Origin of the sequence: Paenibacillus sp. 1_12, from assembly GCF_900114475.1 — a bacterium.
In the GTDB taxonomy this organism is placed as follows: domain Bacteria; phylum Bacillota; class Bacilli; order Paenibacillales; family NBRC-103111; genus Paenibacillus_S.
This window is the reverse complement of the sequence record NZ_FOTE01000014.1, coordinates 19,639-40,093: the sequence shown is the minus strand read 5'-3', so window position 1 is coordinate 40,093 and position 20,455 is coordinate 19,639. Positions and strand designations below refer to the sequence as shown.

Genomic DNA, 20,455 nt, shown 5'->3' with positions numbered 1-20,455 from the left:
CCTAGAGAAAACTATTCTTCTCTTGTTTTCTGAGTAATTCGGAAGATGACGAATTCCGCCGGTTTTACAGGCGCAACTCCAATAATGCAAATCAGACGACCATTATCGATATCATCCTGCGTCATGGTTGAGCGACCGATGTTCACATAAAATGCTTCACTCGGACTGCCTCCCATAAGAGCTCCGTCTCTCCATACGCGGGTAAGGAATGCTTCAATCGTACGCTGTACACGAGCCCATAGCTGCTCATCGTTAGGCTCAAATACAACCCAGTTTGTACCATTCTTGATCGACTCTTCGATAAAGATGAACAGCCTTCTTACGTTGACATATTTCCAAAGTCCATTAGACGTAGTCGTACGGGCACCCCATACGCGAATACCTTGTCCCGGGAAAGCACGAATCAGGTTCACGCCCTGAGGATTCAAAATATCCTGTTCACCTTTATTGTACTGGCAATCCAGACCTACAGCACCGCGTACAACTTCGTTGGCAGGCGCTTTTTGTACACCGCGAGTTTGATCGGAACGTGAGTAAATGCCAGCCATCGATCCGGAAGGCGGTATGTAAATATTGCGTTTATCGAGTGGATCAAACACCTGCAGCCAAGGATTGTACATCGCAGCATAGTTACTGTCAAAAATATTACGGTGCGTCATTACGTCAGCTACTTTTGTTTTCTCGCGCGGTACATCCAAAATCGCAAATCGGCTGCCGAGATTTTCACAATGCGCTACAAGAGACAATTGGACGTTAGGGTCCGTTACACCTGGAATGGACATAATGCTTACGACATCATTATCAATGAAGGATTGAATACCAGTCCTCTTGCCAGGACCACGGTCTTGACCCATGAAATCGGAAGCCGATAGATTGGCAATGGAGCCATCGCTGCCACCCGCTAGCGAGATCAGGAACTTACCTGTTTCTTCCGCTTCACCGGACAAGGCTTCAAAGGGTGAAATCGCGCCCAGATCTGCGAATTCCCTGCTGATATCCTTCACTGTAATAATGTTGGAACGGACCAAAATTTTCTCTACATGATTGGCAGCAGCTACATTCAACGACAATTTCTCGAACGATTCTGCCTCATCGCCATAAAACACATGAAGCGTGAACTCACTTGTGGTCAAAACCTTAGCTGGCAGCAGGTTAACATCGATAACATCTGCATCGCCATCCAATACGCTTTCCAACTCAATAATGTTGTCCAGAGAGGAGACAACCCGATTGTATTGCTTGTCGCCTGCATTCTCAAATGCAACAACATCGCCTACGTTGAAGCCGGCGTTATTTTTAACACGATACTGCTTGGACTCCCCAGGCTCGCCAATAATGTCAAAAATTTGTGTCTTAGCCTTACTGGACGGAACTACGACAAGACGAATTTGGTTACCCCAGGCGCCCGGGTTTTTCGAGCTAATATTAAGCACCTTCGACTCTTTGTTGTCCCCACCCTGATTGGTAGCCAGCTTCGCATCGGATGGCGCTACCCGCATGACATACGATCGTGATCCTCCATTTAAAAAGAAGTGCTCAACCGCGTAAGAAAGGAAACGGTAGTCTCCAAAAGCATTTTCGGATAAATAACTGCCGAAATTACGGTGAAAATCGGCTACGCTGGTGATGAGCAGAGGGACGCCCTCGATTTCCCCTCTCTGAGCCAATCCAATGAAGCCTGCCGTGCTTGTACTTGCACCTTCCAGCGGCTGTGCGCCACTATCGAATTCTTCTACATAGACTCCCGGTGATAAATACTCAGCCATTATTCCCCGGTTTCATCGATCTGCACCGTCTCGCCTGACAAGCCGAAATCAGTTTCTTTGCAGAATGAAACCAGTTCTCTCCTCTCTGCTTGTGGATTATAGAAGATGGATAAATCCGATCTGCTAACAATGTTAGGTAATGTCTCTTGAAACTTTTGAAGGTGTTGCTGATGGATCCAAGCATAAGCTTCCAGCTAATGTCGTCCCGCCCTCCGCAAGGTTCACCTCCTTCAAAAGGGAGAGAGCACCACAGGTAATATCAAGCCTGACATCGAATTGCTTTGCCCTGCAGTTGGCAAAGGCCATAACAGCTTCGCCTTGTTCATCGGATCTCGACTGCACTACAGGCAGCAGAAGCGATCCCCGATTGTAAGAGCCGCTTAAAGGCTGGACCAAGCGCACTTTACGCTGGTGCTCCAGTACAGCGGCAATACAGCACAATTCTTCATCAGCCTTTGCATTACGTCCACGAATAAGGAAGCGATCTCCGATCCCGATTTTCCCGGTTACAGAACCAAGCATCAGCTCATTCTCACCTGGTTCTGCCTGGTCCTGTGCCAATCGTGCTCTTGACACATCCTCAGTCAGCGGGACAGCCAGCAGTGAAGCGCCGGAACAAGGGACTCCCTCGGTGTTCTTGACATTAACGCGAAGTAATGTCGCTTTATCATGAAAGGGATAGGAGGGACGAGGTGTAAGCGAAACATGAATCAACTGGTCCTTGGGTCCTACTCTAATATCTATGTACTCTTCAAAATAATGCTGCGCAAGCACCCGCAATCGGTACATGCCTTCTGGCAGATCGGTAAAAATGTAAAAGCCTTGTGCTTTAACGACGGGTTTGGATATCGCCTCTTCCAAAGCGATCTTCGTGTAACTGCCGAGAGGAGGACCTAAGGTGAATGAATCCAAGAGGCATACTGCAAGCGAAACACGGGTCTTCATGATTGATATTCGAGTTGGCTCCATTCGGTCCTCCTACCCTTGTATTCGGAAGTCTCGTTCTATAACCCGTTTTGTCGTTTTAATTCTGGTCGAATCAATATGAACCGGTCCGACCACATAGCCTATGGAAAGTCGATAAGGAAGATCTGAGAAATTCCACATTCTTGTCAAAGCTTCACCCGTCAGCGTGTCCATAACCACACGCACTTCCTCGCCAGCCTCTGCTAAAGTACCTACAGCAGTAGTTCCGCGAAGTACAGAATTATCGTATAGCACCTGCATCGCCCTGCCCAAAATACGATGCTCATCCACGACCCGTGATTGAAGCTCCGCTGAGGAGTGAGCAGTTAACATATAATATAAATGAACAGTCATGGGTGGGAACTGGATCATTCCTGTCCCCCGTGCAACCATCTGGGTTTGGCGATTGTCACCGCTTTCTTGGATGTTGTACAAGAATAGCGAAAGGGTGAGATCACCCTTATCTGCCGGGGAAGCCAAGCCAATCAGCTCTGGCTGAGGAATAGGATCAGGTGTCATATGTTCCCGAAGCAGCTTCAGCAAAGAAGCGCCTACATCGGCAATCACTGTATAATCACCTATTTGAAACCACTCCTCACATTCAATGTTAGAATTACCCAAGTCTTCTTGTAAAAAAAGGTAACTAAATGTCGTTTTAAGATCCTTTTTCTATTATAGTTGTATTTCCGAGGATTGACTACTACCACCTATGGTTCATTTGAACTATTTTAGTAACAAAATAAGGAGTTTACCATTTTTAAATAATGGCATAATCCCTTTAGTACCGCCATTTAAGCTCATGTATCTACTTCATTGTGTGGGGATTTGTGAGATATGTCACAATTCATTACCAAACCCAAAAAAGGCGCTTATCTCAAGTATCTGAGACAAACACCCTTACGGCAGTTTAATACATATCGACATCATCTTTATTCCATATTTTCCCTGTCTTTTGCTTTTCATATTTAACCGCCTGCAAAATATGCTGCATACGAATGACGGTTCCCGCATCTGCTGCCATGAAGGCGGAGGACACGGCAATATTTTTAATATAACCACCGGCTATTTGAAATTTGGACGCCACATATTTAAAGTCAATGTCATCACCAAGCGGTGCTTCCTTCGGAAACATCGAACGCCATATTTTCTCGCGATGCTCTTCGTCAGGAAACGGAAATTTAATAATATAACTGATTCTTCGAATAAAAGCTTCATCGATATTGTTAAGCAGGTTAGTAGCCAATACCGTGATACCTTCATACTCCTCCATCTTTTGCAGCAGGTAGGCGGTCTCAATGTTGGCATATTTATCGTGTGAATCCTTAACCTCCGAACGCTTGCCGAACAGGGCATCGGTTTCATCAAAGAACAGGATCGCATTACTAAGACGGGCTTCTTCGAAAATTTCGTGCAGATTTTTTTCCGTCTCCCCGATATATTTGCTGATTACCTGGGATAAATCAATCTTGTACAGCTCCAGTTGAAGCTCATTGGCCACAACCTGGGCAGACATCGTCTTTCCCGTTCCCGGCGGGCCTGCGAACAACATGCTTAGTCCTTTGCCGTATGCCAGCTTACGTTCGAAGCCCCATCTGCTGTATACGATACTGCGGTATTTCATCTGGTTGCAGGCTTGGCGAAGCTGCTCTTTTTGCTCGAGCGGTAAAATGATATCCTCCCATGCATACTTGGGCTGAATCCGCACTGCTTTCTTTTCCAAACGGTGCTGCACCTGCATGAAGCATGCCTTGTACAGCGCAGCCATGGCGGCAGCATCCGTCGACGTTTTATCCGAATCTACCGACTTTCCGACATCCACGCTGCTATTCCAGGCAGCAAAGCCTTCTGCCAGCATCAACGCTCTGTTGATTTGTCCTGGTGTAAAGCGGAACTTGCTGCCGATTACCGCCCAATCGATCTTATAATCGAAACCACGCTCCAACGCGAAGCTCTCCCACAGGTTCTGACGCTGTCCATCGTCCGGTAGCGAAAGCTCCATATCTATGACCAGCCGATCCTTCAGCTCAGAAGACAGCCGTTGGTGTTTGTCCGCTAACAAAAACAACAGACCATTATAGCTATTCAAGCTGTGATACACCGCCTGAAGGCGCTGACGGGCGAGCAGATCCGGCTCTTCAGGAAATAACACCTCAACATGTGTCAGGCCGAGAACCGCTTGATGCAAAATGGCCTCTCGCAGCACCTCATCCAGCAGCAGGTCAAAGGACTTGTCCTGCAGCAGCATCGCTGACAGATCTGCAAACAGCACAGACTTGCCGAAGGAACGGCAGCAGTGCTGCACCTGCAGCTTTTTACCGGCGCCTGATGGCCCCCATATATAAAAGGCGATCCGCTTGCGATCCTTCCCGACCGGGGCATACATCTGCTTGACGAACGTCTGCAGCCGCTGCTGCAGCTCCAAACCGGTGCGCAGCGCAGGCAGCGGCTCGTCCACCGCATGACGTTGTGTGACACGGAACAGTTCCTCCTCCGAATGGAGGATCATCTCATCCAGCAAAAACCGAACCATTCGCCGATCCAAAGAGATGGGCTTTGACAGCAAGGAACGGGACGGAGTCTCGCCAGCCTCCTTATACAGCAAATACTTCGCCAGCTTACCTGACGGTGACAACGATAATCGTGCTGCACTCATTTCGTCCAGATCACGGCAGGCCAGCTGCAGCAGCAAGCTGATATTGGGATGCTTTGCAGTCAGATCATCAATCAGAAAACCAAAGATCCGTTCATACTTGCGGTCCAGCTCCACAGCTAACGCAATCATGACACAGTGACGCTCCCAATCCTGCATTCCAAAAATCCGTTCCATATAAAGAAGTGGCAGGAAGACTCCCGTCAACTCACTTTGCGCCAGCCTCCGATCAATCGCCTCCTCAGCCTCCTGCAGCCGATCCAGCAGCAGGGCGGCTTCCTGATCATATTCAGCCAAAGGGGCAGCAGCGTTAATCAAGCCCATAAACTCCTCTTCGGAAACAAACATGCCATTAAACGGATCTGCCTGCCAGTCTGACATCCGTTTCTTTCTACGAAGGTACAGCGACTGCAGCTTCAAGTCCAATAATTGCAGCTCGTCCGCATAATGCTCCCAACAGCTTGCATACCCACTATCATCCCACAGTCTTCCTTGTTCAGCTGATATGAGCTCCTCAAAACGTCCGTTGATCATAATACTCCCCTAATGTAACCATCTGGATTTTAAATCCTCGCCTGTGAATGTTGCTTTGAATTTATCTTACCAAACATTGTTAAGCTTGACTATGATGAACACTTTGTCAGCTTGACGAAGCTTGTATTTAACAGTAACTTGATTACATAATAACGAGTCGCATGATATAGTAATTATAAGCAGAGCATCAGTCTATTAACAGGTCCCGGAAACGCTTCACACAACGCAATCGTTTGGAACACAAGACCGCTCACGGAGGTGATATAAACAATGGATTCCGGCCATATACCCATGACTAGTCAGACCGAGCGTTTTGAAACTGCCCTTTGGACGATCGTCCGCAGGCTCGGACCCGAGCTCACCTCACATACCAGTATTAAGCTAACCGGACAGCAGTTCATCATGCTGCACTTCATTTCAAAAACAGGTCTATGTAAAGTTACAGATCTCGCTACCAAAATGGAAGTAAAGCCGAGCGCCATTACGGTCATGATTGACCGATTAATCGCTCAGGGTGTGGTGCAGCGCCGTCATGACGATAAAGACCGCAGAGTCGTTTTAATTGAGATGACGGATCTTGGACATGAGGTGGTACAGCAGCTCCAACAGCTGCGCAGAGAAATTATCGGGGGCTATTTAAACGAGCTGGACGCGGACAAGCTGACCGTATTTCTGGATATCTTCGAACAAATTGCTTCTAAAATACCGAAATCAGCACCCCCGCCAACCCACTTGGCTGAAGATTAAAAAAAGCGGAATAATCTGGACAAATCTGGATACATTATTGTATGGACAGCTATCCCCCTAGCAGGTTCCAATCCAAGCAAAATGATCAGTATTTGGTTGTGGAAGCACACAGATTATGGTATAATCAGAACATTCACAATATTGTATCTGTTAAATTCACATCTTATAAAGATTATTACAGTAAATTTTGGGGTAATCTTTATAATGTGTGAATTTTCTTATTCATGCAAATAAGAGTAAACATTTATTGGAGGTTTTTAAGAAGATGGAAACAGGAACAGTGAAATGGTTTAACGCTGAAAAAGGCTTCGGTTTTATCGAAGTTGAAGGCGGAAAAGATGTATTCGTACATTTCAGCGCAATTACAGGGGATGGCTATAAATCCCTTGATGAAGGACAACGCGTACAATTCAACGTTGTTCAAGGCAACCGTGGACCTCAAGCAGAAAACGTAGTGAAACTTTAAGGTTTCATGATGTGGGGGGAACTGCTCGGACATGGGCAGTTCTTTTTCAGTTCAAGACCATCCATAGTTCTCATGTTGGAATGCAGCGCACAAACTGAAGGAGGGGTTCTACATTGTATTTCTCCAAGAAAAACATGGAACCAGTTCAAGAAGAGCAAACATCCGTTTGGATGTGCAGTAAAGAAGGATGTTCGTGCTGGATGCGAGAAAACTTTTCTTTGCAAAAAAGCCCGCTTTGCCCTATATGTAAATCAGAGATGGTCAAAAATTCGAAAATGCTCCCTTTGCTCAACAATCACCACAAAGTAAATTAATACGGCGCGAATGAAGATTCGCTTATTACCGAAAGGCACCCCTCCAGCGGAGAAGGCGCCTTTTTTGTTTGCCGTCCCCTCTATCACGTATATTTATGCTCATAATTGCCTATCCTTTTACTAGAATCACTTTTCGTAGAATGATAGATTGTAGTCGAAAGGACAGAGCCATGAGAGCAGCAATCGGTTGGACATTCCTATTATTAATTACCCTCGTACTCACACTTGAAGCAGCAGCCCAAGGCTGGACATCGCACCCTCACACAGATGGTGATCTGCAGCTCTTGCTCCCTCTAGCTGAATCCGTTATCGTTTCCGATCAAAAGGTGACTATGAAGCACACGAGCGCCTATCATCCTTACCATGACGAAAGCGATTTTCGCCAAACCGCGCAGCTAATAAGTACCACATTTAAGCTTACAGCTCCAGTAGATCCTATTCAAAAGCAGGACCTGCTGCTCTACAGATTCACTTTGAATGATACCGACACCACTCAGGCTACCCTGCTGTTGATCGGCTTTCCTGATGGCCGCACACAGCTGAGCCTGACCGCAGAAACGGTTCAAGCTAGTGGAATTTCCCGGCTGCAAAATCTTCAACAACAGTGGACTACCCAACTGCAGTCTCTCGGACTTCAATCGAATTGGAACGTGATGATTCAAGGGAATGTAGGTAAGGATACCAACGAATCTACAACTTTCCAGCAGCTCGGGATAACCCCATTTTTACAACTGCGTTTAACAGAGAGTCTTCATGCCCAAGAGCTCGCCCGCTATGAGGATACCAACAGCTTGAGCATTTCCTATCACTCCGCAAATTTTGACGAACCAGCAGACGAGAACACAAAAAAAATGAACCTCCAGTTGGCGGTTCATCGGGATTCCATTAACGGTCAGCAGCGCATCACCATAGCAACTCCTGCCATTTCGATTGCTTATTAATACGCTTATAGGACAGCTTTCAGCTTATTGATGATTTCCTGATATTCTTCGTCTGTCAAATACGTTTCCCCAGGATTCATTTCAAACATTTTGCCCCATGCTGCTCCATTCTCATACTTCGGCACAATGTGGAAATGTACATGCGGCATCGTATCACCAAATGCGCCATAATTGATTTTACCTGGTGCAAAAGCCGACTCAATCGCCCGTGCAGCTTGTGCAACATCCCGCATATAAGCATCCTGCTTCTCTTGGGATAGATGGAAAAATTCCTGTTGATGCTCATTCAGAGCTACAACACACCGACCCTTGTGAGTTTGCTCCTTAAATAAAAATAGTGTAGATACGCGCATTTGTCCGATCTCGATCATTAAATTATCGATACGTTCGTCCCGGTTACAATAAATACAATTTATGGACATTTGTCATCTCTCCAGCCTGGATTTAATTTTTGAAGTAGGTCTTTATGTTGATGCAGACCCTCATTACCATACTACGTTCCGTCCCTCCATTTGTCTATACCAAGTCTATTAGCTATGAAAACGTAAACTATTTATTTAATTTTCTGAATATTTGTACTATAATAGAAATAGAAGGAACTAGCATCATTGACAGCAGGAACAAGTCATCCTCTTCGAAAAATAATTTTTGGGAGGTTATGTTATGAGTATCGGAATCGAACGAGGTACCCTTTTTGTTTTTGTAGGAACAAGCGGATCAGGCAGAAAAACCATCGCACATGAATTAAGCAGAGAGCTTGGCCTGCAGCACATCATTTCTCACACCACCCGAGAACAGCGTGCTCATGAAAGTCAGGGTAAGGAGTATTATTTTACCTCTCGCAAGGAATTTATCGATGCCGATATTCGCGGCGAATTCATTCAGACTGCCGAAATTGATAATCATTTTTATGGAGTTAAAGAATCAGATGCAGAAGCCGCTCTCGCCGCAGGTCCAGTCGCCTATGTGATCGTCAATCGATCCGGAGCTAACAAATTCAAATATGAATTCAAAGATCGGGCCATTCGTCTATTCATATACGCGAACAAGCAGTTGATTATGGAAAGACTTGAAGCTCGTAATGTTTCTGATGAGGTTATCAAAACCTATTTGGACCATTATATCGAGGAGGTTTCTTATCGCAAGGAATGCGAGCATATTTTTGAAAATCTCGAGCTAGCCGCTACCCGGCAGCAGGTAAAGGAAGCTATACTATCACATATCCTGGCAACCACAAGTTAAAACTTACACATATCATCTTCGCCCATGGTGACGATATTAGAACGAAAAAAATGCCCTCAACCGAAGTTGAGAGCATTTTTATTTGAATTACAGTTTAACAACGTTTTCCGCTTGTGGTCCACGGTTGCCTTGTACCACGTTGAACTCAACGCGTTGGCCTTCGTCTAAAGATTTGAAGCCGTCGCCAACGATTGCGCTGAAATGTACGAATACGTCGTTTCCGCCTTCAACTTCGATAAAACCGAAACCTTTTTCTGCGTTAAACCATTTTACTGTACCTGTTTGTGCCATGTGTATTACCTCCAAAAAAAATTTAACATGATCTTTTTTTATTCTTTTAAAAAAATAAAAATTCACACATTGTAAAAAGTTCCATTATAGTAATGAAAACCCTTTACAATATCTGAATTAAGGTTCCATCTATCAATGTTTTTATAATATCATGGCCCGATTTAAAAAGCAAGCGCTTTATGAAATAAATGTAATTTTTGTAGCCCTCATGGATTCAGCCGTGATTTGTCTGATTACATTGCATTGCCGATAATTTCCAAGTAAACTAAGTCTGTCGAAAAATATCATTATACTCACTGCAACCGCTGCCTTTTCATCGAAAACCGTAACGATCAGAGCGATGTGTGATTTTAGGAGAGATATACTATGAACGCTTTTACATGGACTTCATTACATAAAATAGGATGGGCCTCCCTTATTTATTTATCTTTAGTCTGGAGTACAGCATACGCTGAATATACGGACCCCTCCTCTTATACGATATACGAAGCTGAGGACGCTGCTCTGATTGGAACCGTCGTTTCTCAAGAAATACCCGATTATTCGGGCAGCGGTTATGTAACCGGCTTTGAAGCTGCAGGCGATTCGGTTCAATTTATCGTCACGGTTGATCAAGAAGGCTTTTATCCGATGGCTATCCGATACGCAGCCCCAAGCGGCGATAAAACCAACTATATAGAAGTCAATGGCAGCACCGCCGGTGAGAAATTGTTTCCTCAGGCTGAGACTTTTACAGATATCGATTTTGGCCAGATTTATTTGGACGAGGGTGACAATGTGGTTGGAATTACCTCCTATTGGGGTTATTTCGATGTTGATTATATCCGTGTCGGACCCTTGCAGGAGCGGCCTGTTATTGCCCCTGTACAGGATAAACTGGTTACACCCCACCCTTCGGCGGAAGCTCAAAACTTAATGACTTATTTGACTTCCCAATATGGAAAAAGCATTCTGGCCGGCCAGCAGCAAAGCACATTGGATGAAGCTAGCTTTATTTATAAACAGACGGGTAAACTGCCTGCAATCGTGAGTATTACAGCTACTGATTTAGGAGACAGTGCCCTCGAATGGGCCAAATACGGAGGCTTGATTTCTTCGGAGTGGCATTGGTATGCGCCGTTGAATGAGAAGGATTTTATGACTTCCCAAACGAGCTTTGACGTCTCCAAAGCAGTTCAGTCAGGCACAGCTGAAAATAACGCATTGCTGAAAGATTTGGATCAAATGGCGCAAACCCTGAAGCGTTTTAAGGATGCCAAAATTCCGATCATATGGCGTCCCCTGCATGAAGCAGAGGGTGGATGGTTCTGGTGGGGATCTAAGGGTCCCGAAATAGCCAAGGAGCTCTATGCAATCATGTTCGAAAGGTTCACTAAGTTTCATGGACTGAATAACCTCATCTGGGTCTGGACAACCTCCGACACGATATATTCCAAAGAATGGTGCCCGGGCAATAACTACGTAGATATCATTGGGATCGACCGTTATGTGAAAGCCGGAGATTACAGCACTCTGATGAGTGTATACGATACGGCAGCTGCCATGTTAGAGGGGAAAAAGCTTGTCGCTTATTCGGAGAATGGACCGATTCCAGACCCTCGCCAGCTAAAAAGAAACAAAGTCGGATGGATGTATTTTAATACATGGTACGGGAAAGTGTTGACCGACGGAAAAATGAATTCTGATTATCACCTTCGAATGGTGTACAACCATCCTTATGTCATCACATTGGACAAGCTGCCTTCGGAGAAAATTTATGGCAAACGTCCAATTCCCTATCCCATACCGCCAGCTTCGTCAACAGCATCACCTGCTTACAAGTAAATCCAAGGTAAGGTTGTATGCATGGTGTGAGCGTAATCTGCCTCTGTTAACACTCGTCCAAGCTATTCCACCGAAACTTTTGTAGATGCAAAAAACTTGCTAATGGCAAATGAGCAAGCCCCAAGCACCGCCGACCTGCTCCCAAGCTGGGAAAATTCGATCTGCAGCCGCTCACGAGGATATGGCAGCGAGCGCCCCTCCAGCGATTGGAGCATCGTTGGGCGCAGCAGGCGGCCCGCTTCTGCTAGGCGGCCTCCGATAATAATCAGCTCCGGGTTAAATCCGTTAATAATATTGACCACACCGACACCAAGGAAGTGACCTACCCGTTCAAACAGCTTGATGACGGCAGGCTCGCCTTTTTCCGCCAGTGTCAGCAGGAGCTCCATATCGATTTTCTGGGTGTTCAGTATGTTTCTCGCTGCCTCGTACAGGGCATTTTCCGATGCATACATTTCCCAGCAGCCCGCGTTACCGCAGCGGCATGGTTTACCATCATGCTGGATGGACATATGCCCGATCTCTCCGGAAAATCCCGAAGACCCTCGAAACAGCTCTCCTTTAATAATAATGCCAGCTCCAATTCCGATACCGACGCTAATATAAACAAGATCAGCCGCGTCACGACCTGCTCCGAATTCCTTCTCTCCGACAGCACCCGCATTCGCTTCATTATCAATCACGACGGCAATGCCAAATTCCTCTTCAATGATCTGCTGCAAAGGCACGTGGGTCCAGCCCAGATTTGGCGCAAATAATATGTCACCCTGTCCGTTACTGATTCCTGGGATGCCAATACCTATACCAACGATACCGTACACGCTCTCAGGAACACGCTGCATCATCTCGCGGATGCATGCTTTCAATTCAACTAAAGCCAGCTCCAGCACCGTGTTATCATGCTGAACCTTATATTCCTCGACGATCGTGCCCTCCAAATCCGTAATTACAGCACGTATATAGTTGACGCCCAGATCGATGCCGAGCGCATAACCTGCAGTACGATTAAAGAGCAGCATCATCGGTTTACGTCCACCACTTGATTCGCCCGTACCGATCTCATTGGCAAGGCTGCTCTCCAGCAGCTCATTGACCAGACTCGAAACCGTCGCTTTGGTAAGTCCGGTTTGTTCGGCAATACGTGCACGCGATATGGGTGAATAGTTCCGTATATAATGAAGTACGATGGACTTGTTAATCTTTTTGACCAGGTTTAAATCTCCGGTTTGTTTCATGATAGCCCCCATCTGGATGGTTTGGCATTATTTTAGCATGAAAGGTACCGATGTGCACACACTAAGTTTGTTTAATGGATTTACAAACATTATAGACAATGCTATGATGGTTTTGAAAGCGTTCTTGTATAGAGTTCTTGAATAGAGACATCATGCTTGTCAGTTGTTCATCTGTACATCTATGCGCTGCATCCGTTCTTTATCAATTCATTTCTGGAGGTAAACACAATGGGCTATTTTGATCATGTAGGTACTGTGAAGTATGAAGGCAAATCATCGACGAATCCACTTGCGTTTAAATTTTATAACCCTGAAGAAGTCATTCTGGGCAAAACGATGCGTGAGCATCTGCGTTTTGGTGTGGCTTACTGGCACTCTTTTACAGGCAACGGCTCTGATCCTTTTGGTGCAGGAACTGCACTTCGCGGCTGGAACCACTTATCCGGCATGGAGCTGGCAAAAGCCCGCGTTGAAGCTTGCTTCGAGCTGCTGAACATTCTCGATGTCGATTATTTCTGCTTCCATGACCGTGATATCGCTCCGGAAGGCGACACGTTGCAGGAAACGAACCGTAACCTCGATGAAATCGTCGCTCTGATTAAACAACACATGCAATCCAGCGGCAAAAAGCTGCTGTGGAATACAGCTAATATGTTCACTAATCCACGCTTCGTACATGGAGCTGCAACAACCTCCAATGCTGATGTATTTGCTTATGCAGCCGCACAAGTGAAGAAAGCACTGGACCACGGTAAAGAGCTGGGCGCTGAAAACTACGTATTCTGGGGCGGTCGTGAAGGCTATGAATCGCTGTTGAACACGGACCTCGGACTCGAGCTTGATAATCTGGCACGCTTCCTGCAGCTGGCTGTTGATTATGCAAAGGAAATTGGCTTTGATGCCCAGTTCCTGATCGAACCGAAACCGAAGGAGCCATCCAAACATCAGTATGACTTTGACGCGGCAACGACACTGTCGTTCCTGCAAAAGTATGATCTGGCAAAACATTTCAAGCTGAACCTTGAAGCTAACCATGCTACTCTGGCTGGACACACCTTCGAGCACGAGCTGCGCGTTGCACGTATTAATGGCGCACTTGGCTCCATTGATGCTAACCAAGGCGACCTGCTGCTGGGCTGGGATACGGACGAATTCCCGACAGATCTGTATTCTTCGACACTGGCCATGTATGAGATCTTGCAAAACGAAGGCGGCATCGGCCGCGGTGGTGTCAACTTTGACGCAAAGGTACGTCGTACTTCATTCGAGCCGATCGATGTCGTGTACGCTCATATCAACGGCATGGACGCATTCGCACGCGGACTGCAGGTAGCTGCCAAGTTGATTGAAGACCGTGCTTTTGAAAATGTTATTGAAGAACGCTATGCTTCATTCACCAGCGGTATCGGTGCCGATATCGTATCCGGCAAAGCTGACTTCCATTCCCTTGAAGCTTATGCACTGCAAAATAACCCGATCACCAACAAATCCGGTCGCGTGGAGCTGCTTCGCTCCATTCTTAATCAGTACATCATTAACGTATAAAATGAACTCGTGCAGATCCTCGCACAGAATCGCAGCACTAATAGATCATCACAAGGAACGTATCGAGCTGATTCCAGCCTGATACGTTCCTTTTTTCATCATTTTAGAGGAAGTCAAATATTGAGCTTGCTGGCTCTGAAGTCATATAAACAACCCTGTATACGGTAGCCAGCCTCAATACTGGATGGTAAATAGGCAGCCTCTACAATCCATTCGCAGGCTGTTCTTTCTCCACGAAACCTCCGCCTTGAAAAACAGTTTCATCCTGCGCAATATTTTCGTGGTTTCGGCGCGACTCAGCGAGCAGTTCACTGGCGTCATCCTGCGGCTTGTAACCAATCAGCTTCTCCAAATATTCGATATTATAATAATTATCGCTATTGTCTGAGGTTCCATATAAGCTGAGAAAATCGATCGAACTGTCAGCTTCGATGCAGCAGACTGCCAGTTGAACCATATCACCGCTGGAAATCCAAATATGCGAAGAGCGCTCTGAGTGCGGCCTGTCGTCACCGGGAAAATTGCCAATCCGAATATTGAATGAGGAGATACCATACTTGTCAGCATAGAACCGCCCAAGCAGTTCAATATAGCATTTGCTAAGACCGTAAAAGCTATCCGGCCGATATGGCTCATCAGGCTCTACCGTTTCGCCTACCTTGTAGAATCCAGTAGCATGGTTCGAGCTTGCGAAGATCACACGCTTCACACCATGAGCACGCGCTGCTTCATACACATGATAAGCACCCGTCACATTAATCGGCAGCACCTTGCCGAGGAAATCTTCCTCATCCTGTGCCCAAGCAAAATGCAGCACGACATCCACTCCCTGCATCAGTTCCAGAAGTCTGTTGGCATCTGTGACGTCAAGCTGTACAACGTCTTGATCAGGCTTAGGCTGCAAATCGGCCGCTACGATTTCGTAATCCCCTTGTTCTCTCAGTCCCTGCAGCAAACTACTCCCCAGCTTCCCGCTTGCTCCTGTAATCAACAACTTCTTCATCGATATCATCCTCCCCTATTTAATTAATAAGTCTTTTGATGCAAACTTGTAGCCTCTTGATTAGTATTACCCATTCTTCTCCATGTTTGCGCTGTTTTATCTACGATACAGCAGCCACCCAGCCTTCCGACAAAAAAAGCCCGGCTGAAATAAACTCAACCGAGCTTGAATAATATTGCCATGTTTAACTATAAGTTATATGCCATGTTTTATCTGGGATTGTCCCAAATGGAATAAAGTAAGTAGTTACATACTTACATGCGTTCTCTTATACAAAACTGGTATTGCCGCTGCTATAAGGATCATACCCATAAAAGCGGGTGCGGCATGACCAAGTGATACATAGATTTGACCTCCAATGATAGGCCCAATCATTCTTGCTAAAGCCTGAATAGATTGGCTGCCTCCTTGAATCCTTCCTTGTTCACTAGAATCGACAGACTTGGAGAGCATCCCATTAAATGAAGGTCCAAAGATCGAATCTCCAAAAGCAAATATAAACATGCCAACGATAAGAAGAGGATAGAATGAGAATAATGCCGAAGCTGCAATAAGACTGTAGCCTATAATCTCCGAAACCATTCCAAAAATTGCTATCTGTTTATCATTAAGTTTTTTCAAAAGCTTTGGCATTATAAAACCTTGTGAAATAATGTCTAGGAAGCCCATAATTGAAAACATAAGTCCGATTATTGCAGGCTTCCAACTGAAAGTATCCATTGTAAATTGTGAAAAAACTGCCTGTAAAGATCCGTTGGGTATCCAAAGTAAGAATGCTGAAACAAGCAGCCATTTTAAGTTTTTCATGGAAAGCAGGTTTGCAAGCTGTGTAAATGGATTCAGTCTTATCAAGGTAATCTCTTTCAGTCTATTATGCTTGCCAAGGCTCTCAGGCATAAAAAAGTATCCATAAACAACATTCAATAAAGTTATTATTGCTCCAAAATACATGGGTACAGAATAACCAAACTTGGCAAGTAATCCACCTACAGTTGGACCAATGACGGTGCCTACACCTACAACCGCACTCAACCATCCAAAGTATTTGGTTCTCTGCTCTGGAGGAATGATGTCTGCAAAGTATGCGAAGATCGTGCTTATGCTCCCGCCTGTTATACCCTCTATTATGCGTCCAACAAATAGTACCCAAAGAGCTCCTCCTATGCCAAAAACTAAGTACCCGATTGCGGCACCCAAAAGGCTTACTAAGAGCAAAGGACGACGGCCATATTTGTCGCTCAAAGCTCCAAATACGGGGGCTGCAAAAAACACGCAGACCGCATAAACAGAGGTCAGCAGCGTAACAACTATAGCTTGTTCTCCCGGATTGCTTATATAAGGCTGCACTAAGAAGGGGACGACAGGTGTTATAATACTGAAGCCTATTCCGCAAAGAAACACAGAGATAAGACCGAATATCAAAGCGTGTTTATCTATGGTTTGTTCTGTGCTCTGTTGATTGTGTGATCTAAATGTGGACATTTAAATTCTCTCCTCAAAAATTGTCGTTTAGTTTCCTTGTCAACAAAATAATAACTTTATTTTGTTTCCTTGTCAACAAATTAATAGCAAAAAAATGCAGCCCGTTCTCAATAGAGCCCGGCTGCACGTGGTTTCATTATCATTCTTCAAATTTATTCCGACTTAATATCTATACCCAGTTTTTTTATTTCTGCATCCAAATGCCTACTATACTTATCCACGAAGCTAAGCATACTGTCAAATTGTTGCTCGGTTACCTGCTCAAATACGGCTTTATCCCGCTCTTGAAACTCTTTGTGCAGGTCCTCATGGATTTTATAAATTACTTTCCCTTGCTCAGTAAGCCTAAAATAGATTTCTTTCTTGTTATCCGACTTCTGGTAGCTTTCGATAAGGCCTTTTTTTATGAGCTTCTGAGTTAATTTACTTATGGCACCGCGAGTCATATAAAAGGACTCCGCAAGTTTTGTCACGTTGGAATCTACATTTCTTTCAATGTATTCGATGCAATGTACTTCAGAAGACTTATAACCCTTAAGACTGTCTTCCATCTTATCCTTATTAAGCAAAACTATCTTGTTATATAAGTCCCTGAAACCCATTATGACCTGATCTTCTTTATTCATGGCCTGTCCTCCCATCCGTTGGTGCATTAACAATATTAAAATAATTATTTTGAAAATGGAATTGACCGTGTACCTCGGTATATTTATTATAAGCAACATGGGCATAATAAACCATTCCCAAGCCATTGTATGGCATATAAAACTTTTGGAAACGACTTAAGAAAAACGCCTGACGGCGTCCTTTAAAGTTTGTGCAACTGAGTTCATGTAACAAAATTGCTGGGTGCGGGGAATAACCTTCACCCGGCTTACTTTTTATACATCACTTATCCTGTACTCATAGTCATGAATTCCCTTGTAATATTCCGAGTACATTCCTTCTCCGCATTCCTCACATCTGAATTGCGGAGGTACTATAGGCCCCCATCATCCATCGCATCAAAATTCCGAACAACGTTCAGCGGAACTTTTTCTTGTGCTGCATGAGCCTTACCAAAAATAAAACAGAGTGGTAGTCCTGCTCCCACCCCGAAATTTTATAAATTCTATAATGCCAAAAAAGCTGCCCCAGCAGCTCCTTCATTACGTATTTAGTTGATGATTGCCGTATACATCCACTTATCGTGTTGAACAGTATTTTTACAATTGCACTTAAGAATGATATTGATTCCGCTGCATCCGATACTCATAATTGTCCTTGCACAGCTGCAGCAGATCGTATTTCAATCCCCGCTTCGGCTGGGTAATGAGCAAAGGCTTGCTCCCTGCTGCTCGCAGTGATGCACGTACTTTGCGGGGGTCGACTATCCGGTTCACAATAAGCTCGTCCGGCCGATCCGCACAGTAATGCGATATCAGAAAGCTGTCGCAAGCTGCGCTGGCTTCCTGATCGCCCTTGCCCAGCTCCTGCATATAGAAATCGCGCAGCATCCCCTCCTGCACCTTGGCAATCAGTACGTGGTCCTTTCCGAAATAAAGCACATCCTGATTGACGACCACCTCACGATCGACAATTTGCTTGACTGGCAATCTCTCGAGAATACGAATGTGGCGAAGCATGTTCTCAGCCTTTTCAAATTCCAGACGCTCGGCATAATCACCAATCCTGTTGTACATTGCCGCAATCAGCGCCTCGCCGTTGTTCACAAGCAGCTCCGCTGCCTGAGAGGCCGTTTCGCGATAGGCTTCCTCGGAGATCCATCCTTCGCAAACACCGCTGCATTTGCCAATATGGTACAGCAGGCATGCTCGCCTTGGAAGTGTCCGACAAGTACGCAGCCGAAAATGGTCGGTCACGAATTCCAATACGGCATTCCGAAAGCGGGAGCTCGGATAAGGACCAAAGCGCTGCTGATTAAGGGATACTGCTGGCGGTATGGCAGACTGTGCCATTACTGTTGGTATAGGTGGGCGTTTACTTACTGTTGGTAGCGAAGGAACATTCAAACGTGCTGACTCTGAATTGCGGTTTCGATAAAAGACGTCCAAACGCGGAATAGACTCTGCTGTCAATTGCAGGTACGCGTAGCCGCTGTTATCTTTTTTCAGCGCTCTATTGTAGTGGGGCTTATGAATTTTGATTAAATTATTTTCCAGCAGCAGGCTTTCCTATTCATTGTTAACCAGCACCACTTCAATCGAGGCAATTTCCTGAACAAGCTGCACCGTTTTTTTCTGGTGCTTGCGCTGCTGAAAGTAGGAACGCAGACGGCTGCGCAGGTTTTTCGATTTTCCCACATAAATGATCCGGCCCGCGGCGTTTTTCATCAAATAACACCCCGGTGCCTCTGGATATTCCCCGGCATGGAACACGAATGACATCGATTGAAGTCCTCCTGTTAGTCATCTGGTAGCTACTTGAACCAGCCCTTGCGGTAAAACCACAAAAACATGGCAAATCCGATTCCGAACATCGCACCTAATATAATGAAATAACCCCAGTGCCATGTTAATTCAGGCATATAAGCAAAATTCATTCCGTAAATGCCGGCAATAAAGGTTAAAGGCATAAAAATCGTCGTAATGACCGTTAAGGTTTTCATAATGGTGTTCATCCGGGTGGAATTCAGTGATACGTAGCTGTCTCGCATATCAGCGGTCATATCACGGGTCGCCTCAATAATTTCCGACAGCTTCAACAAATGATCGTATATATCAGTAAAATAAATCCGCTGCTCCTTGATCCCATCTATTTTATCCGAGCTGACCATCCGATACAGCAGGTCCCGCATCGGCACAATCGTTCGACGCAGCTTCAACAGCTTCGTTCTGATCTCAAATATTTCGTTCATCAGCAGATGATCGGTTGCGCTTCTGCCTTTGATTTCGATTTCATTCAGCTGGTCCTCGATTTGATATACGGAAGGGAAATACTCGTCGACCATATTGTCCATCACCAGGTAGGCCGCATAAGCATGTCCTTTTTGACGTATCGCCTCCTGCTGCTCAACCCGGCTCCAGGCTTCATCAATTTCCCAGGATGGTGATAAGTGGTAGGTAACAATAAAGTTATCTCCCCAGAATATATCAACCTCCTCCGCACCCAAGGTCACCGCGTTCACAGCATGAAGAACCAGAAAATTCACGGTATCATAATGATCCAGCTTTGGGCGCTGCAATAAATGGTAGCAGTCCTCGATAGCTAACGGATGAAAATGAAAGTGGGTATCCAGCAGCAGTGCCTCTTCATCGGTAGGAATGTCAAAATCGACCCAATACCATTTCACTTTGGGACCCGACAGGTCGCTTAAACCAGCCTCGGGAATCACTTGAAACTGATGATCAACAGCCATTATTCTTATCATAACCACTTGCTCCTCACCAAAATTGCTGCAGCTGCCTATCTCTTCCACTATACTCCTTGCTTGATCTGCTTCGCAACCG

General features: G+C 45.4%; 20 protein-coding genes. 7 read left to right on the top strand and 13 right to left on the bottom strand.

The features are described 5' to 3' along the window. Positions 1-11: 11 nt before the first annotated feature. From BM210_RS24765 to BM210_RS24750, 4 genes are all read right to left on the bottom strand, one after another. Positions 12-1,766, bottom strand: coding sequence for a phage tail sheath family protein (locus tag BM210_RS24765; protein WP_091174676.1), 1,755 nt, complete (start codon positions 1,764-1,766; stop codon positions 12-14). Between the two features lie 132 nt (positions 1,767-1,898). After that, entirely contained in the window at positions 1,899-2,735 is an 837-nt protein-coding gene (locus BM210_RS24760) for a hypothetical protein (protein WP_091174675.1), read from the bottom strand. A gap of 9 nt (positions 2,736-2,744) precedes the next feature. Continuing rightward, positions 2,745-3,299, bottom strand: a complete 555-nt coding sequence (locus tag BM210_RS24755) for a Pvc16 family protein (protein ID WP_256223998.1) — start codon at positions 3,297-3,299, stop codon at positions 2,745-2,747. A gap of 340 nt (positions 3,300-3,639) precedes the next feature. Further along, a complete protein-coding gene (locus BM210_RS24750; protein WP_091174673.1) occupies positions 3,640-5,916 on the bottom strand; it encodes an AAA family ATPase in 2,277 nt (758 codons plus the stop codon). Between the two features lie 270 nt (positions 5,917-6,186). Here BM210_RS24750 and BM210_RS24745 point away from each other — a divergent pair, with 270 nt between their 5' ends. The 4 genes from BM210_RS24745 (at position 6,187) to BM210_RS24730 (ending at position 8,384) form a co-directional block, all read left to right on the top strand. After that, positions 6,187-6,663 carry a MarR family winged helix-turn-helix transcriptional regulator gene (locus BM210_RS24745; protein ID WP_091174671.1) on the top strand — a complete coding sequence of 159 codons (477 nt, stop codon included), beginning with the start codon at positions 6,187-6,189 and terminating at the stop codon, positions 6,661-6,663. Between the two features lie 265 nt (positions 6,664-6,928). Next, a complete protein-coding gene (locus BM210_RS24740) occupies positions 6,929-7,129 on the top strand; it encodes a cold-shock protein (RefSeq protein WP_028549128.1) in 201 nt (66 codons plus the stop codon). A 113-nt stretch (positions 7,130-7,242) separates the two neighbouring features. Continuing rightward, a complete protein-coding gene (locus BM210_RS24735; RefSeq protein ID WP_091174669.1) occupies positions 7,243-7,443 on the top strand; it encodes a cold-shock protein in 201 nt (66 codons plus the stop codon). Positions 7,444-7,613: 170 nt separating this feature from the next. Beyond that, positions 7,614-8,384, top strand: coding sequence for a YwmB family TATA-box binding protein (locus tag BM210_RS24730; RefSeq protein WP_177237978.1), 771 nt, complete (start codon positions 7,614-7,616; stop codon positions 8,382-8,384). Positions 8,385-8,389: 5 nt separating this feature from the next. On the opposite strand, the gene BM210_RS24725 is transcribed toward BM210_RS24730, so the two are convergent. Then, on the bottom strand, positions 8,390-8,806 hold the full coding sequence (locus BM210_RS24725; protein WP_091174665.1) for an HIT family protein: 417 nt from the start codon (positions 8,804-8,806) through the stop codon (positions 8,390-8,392). Positions 8,807-9,047: 241 nt separating this feature from the next. Here BM210_RS24725 and BM210_RS24720 point away from each other — a divergent pair, with 241 nt between their 5' ends. After that, on the top strand, positions 9,048-9,626 hold the full coding sequence (locus BM210_RS24720; protein WP_091174663.1) for a guanylate kinase: 579 nt from the start codon (positions 9,048-9,050) through the stop codon (positions 9,624-9,626). A gap of 87 nt (positions 9,627-9,713) precedes the next feature. Here the strand turns inward: BM210_RS24720 and BM210_RS24715 are convergent, their stop codons facing one another. Further along, a complete protein-coding gene (locus BM210_RS24715) occupies positions 9,714-9,917 on the bottom strand; it encodes a cold-shock protein (protein WP_076230413.1) in 204 nt (67 codons plus the stop codon). A gap of 366 nt (positions 9,918-10,283) precedes the next feature. On the opposite strand from BM210_RS24715, the gene BM210_RS24710 reads away from it, so the two are divergent. After that, entirely contained in the window at positions 10,284-11,741 is a 1,458-nt protein-coding gene (locus BM210_RS24710; RefSeq protein WP_091174661.1) for a glycosyl hydrolase, read from the top strand. A 62-nt stretch (positions 11,742-11,803) separates the two neighbouring features. Here BM210_RS24710 and BM210_RS24705 read toward each other — a convergent pair whose 3' ends face one another. Continuing rightward, positions 11,804-12,976 (bottom strand): ROK family transcriptional regulator, encoded by a 1,173-nt coding sequence (locus tag BM210_RS24705; protein ID WP_091174660.1) that lies wholly within the window; start codon positions 12,974-12,976, stop codon positions 11,804-11,806. A gap of 228 nt (positions 12,977-13,204) precedes the next feature. Here BM210_RS24705 and xylA point away from each other — a divergent pair, with 228 nt between their 5' ends. Then, positions 13,205-14,521: a xylose isomerase gene (xylA, locus tag BM210_RS24700; protein ID WP_091174658.1), complete on the top strand. Its 1,317-nt coding sequence runs from the start codon at positions 13,205-13,207 to the stop codon at positions 14,519-14,521. Positions 14,522-14,723: 202 nt separating this feature from the next. On the opposite strand, the gene BM210_RS24695 is transcribed toward xylA, so the two are convergent. The 6 genes from BM210_RS24695 to corA form a co-directional block, all read right to left on the bottom strand. Then, positions 14,724-15,533: an NAD-dependent epimerase/dehydratase family protein gene (locus BM210_RS24695; RefSeq protein ID WP_091174657.1), complete on the bottom strand. Its 810-nt coding sequence runs from the start codon at positions 15,531-15,533 to the stop codon at positions 14,724-14,726. A 237-nt stretch (positions 15,534-15,770) separates the two neighbouring features. Further along, the gene (locus BM210_RS24690; protein WP_091174655.1) at positions 15,771-17,006 is read right to left on the bottom strand and encodes an MFS transporter; all 1,236 of its coding nucleotides are present in this window, start codon (positions 17,004-17,006) and stop codon (positions 15,771-15,773) included. A 152-nt stretch (positions 17,007-17,158) separates the two neighbouring features. Continuing rightward, entirely contained in the window at positions 17,159-17,632 is a 474-nt protein-coding gene (locus BM210_RS24685; RefSeq protein ID WP_091174654.1) for a MarR family transcriptional regulator, read from the bottom strand. Between the two features lie 591 nt (positions 17,633-18,223). Next, positions 18,224-19,084: an excinuclease ABC subunit UvrC gene (locus tag BM210_RS24675; protein ID WP_256223997.1), complete on the bottom strand. Its 861-nt coding sequence runs from the start codon at positions 19,082-19,084 to the stop codon at positions 18,224-18,226. A 96-nt stretch (positions 19,085-19,180) separates the two neighbouring features. After that, positions 19,181-19,393, bottom strand: coding sequence for a GIY-YIG nuclease family protein (locus BM210_RS35790; RefSeq protein WP_256223995.1), 213 nt, complete (start codon positions 19,391-19,393; stop codon positions 19,181-19,183). Between the two features lie 32 nt (positions 19,394-19,425). Continuing rightward, positions 19,426-20,376, bottom strand: a complete 951-nt coding sequence (gene corA, locus BM210_RS24670; protein WP_091174838.1) for a magnesium/cobalt transporter CorA — start codon at positions 20,374-20,376, stop codon at positions 19,426-19,428. Between the last annotated feature and the right edge of the window lie 79 nt (positions 20,377-20,455).

Coding starts and splice junctions, on each gene's coding strand:
- BM210_RS24765 (WP_091174676.1), bottom strand. CDS start 1,766: ATGGCTGAGTATTTATCACCGGGAGTCTATGTAGAAGAATTCGATAGT.
- BM210_RS24760 (WP_091174675.1), bottom strand. CDS start 2,735: ATGGAGCCAACTCGAATATCAATCATGAAGACCCGTGTTTCGCTTGCA.
- BM210_RS24750 (WP_091174673.1), bottom strand. CDS start 5,916: ATGATCAACGGACGTTTTGAGGAGCTCATATCAGCTGAACAAGGAAGA.
- BM210_RS24745 (WP_091174671.1), top strand. CDS start 6,187: ATGGATTCCGGCCATATACCCATGACTAGTCAGACCGAGCGTTTTGAA.
- BM210_RS24740 (WP_028549128.1), top strand. CDS start 6,929: ATGGAAACAGGAACAGTGAAATGGTTTAACGCTGAAAAAGGCTTCGGT.
- BM210_RS24730 (WP_177237978.1), top strand. CDS start 7,614: ATGAGAGCAGCAATCGGTTGGACATTCCTATTATTAATTACCCTCGTA.
- BM210_RS24725 (WP_091174665.1), bottom strand. CDS start 8,806: ATGTCCATAAATTGTATTTATTGTAACCGGGACGAACGTATCGATAAT.
- BM210_RS24720 (WP_091174663.1), top strand. CDS start 9,048: ATGAGTATCGGAATCGAACGAGGTACCCTTTTTGTTTTTGTAGGAACA.
- BM210_RS24715 (WP_076230413.1), bottom strand. CDS start 9,917: ATGGCACAAACAGGTACAGTAAAATGGTTTAACGCAGAAAAAGGTTTC.
- BM210_RS24710 (WP_091174661.1), top strand. CDS start 10,284: ATGAACGCTTTTACATGGACTTCATTACATAAAATAGGATGGGCCTCC.
- BM210_RS24705 (WP_091174660.1), bottom strand. CDS start 12,976: ATGAAACAAACCGGAGATTTAAACCTGGTCAAAAAGATTAACAAGTCC.
- xylA (WP_091174658.1), top strand. CDS start 13,205: ATGGGCTATTTTGATCATGTAGGTACTGTGAAGTATGAAGGCAAATCA.
- BM210_RS24695 (WP_091174657.1), bottom strand. CDS start 15,533: ATGATATCGATGAAGAAGTTGTTGATTACAGGAGCAAGCGGGAAGCTG.
- BM210_RS24690 (WP_091174655.1), bottom strand. CDS start 17,006: ATGTCCACATTTAGATCACACAATCAACAGAGCACAGAACAAACCATA.
- BM210_RS24685 (WP_091174654.1), bottom strand. CDS start 17,632: ATGAATAAAGAAGATCAGGTCATAATGGGTTTCAGGGACTTATATAAC.
- BM210_RS35790 (WP_256223995.1), bottom strand. CDS start 19,393: ATGTCATTCGTGTTCCATGCCGGGGAATATCCAGAGGCACCGGGGTGT.
- corA (WP_091174838.1), bottom strand. CDS start 20,376: ATGATAAGAATAATGGCTGTTGATCATCAGTTTCAAGTGATTCCCGAG.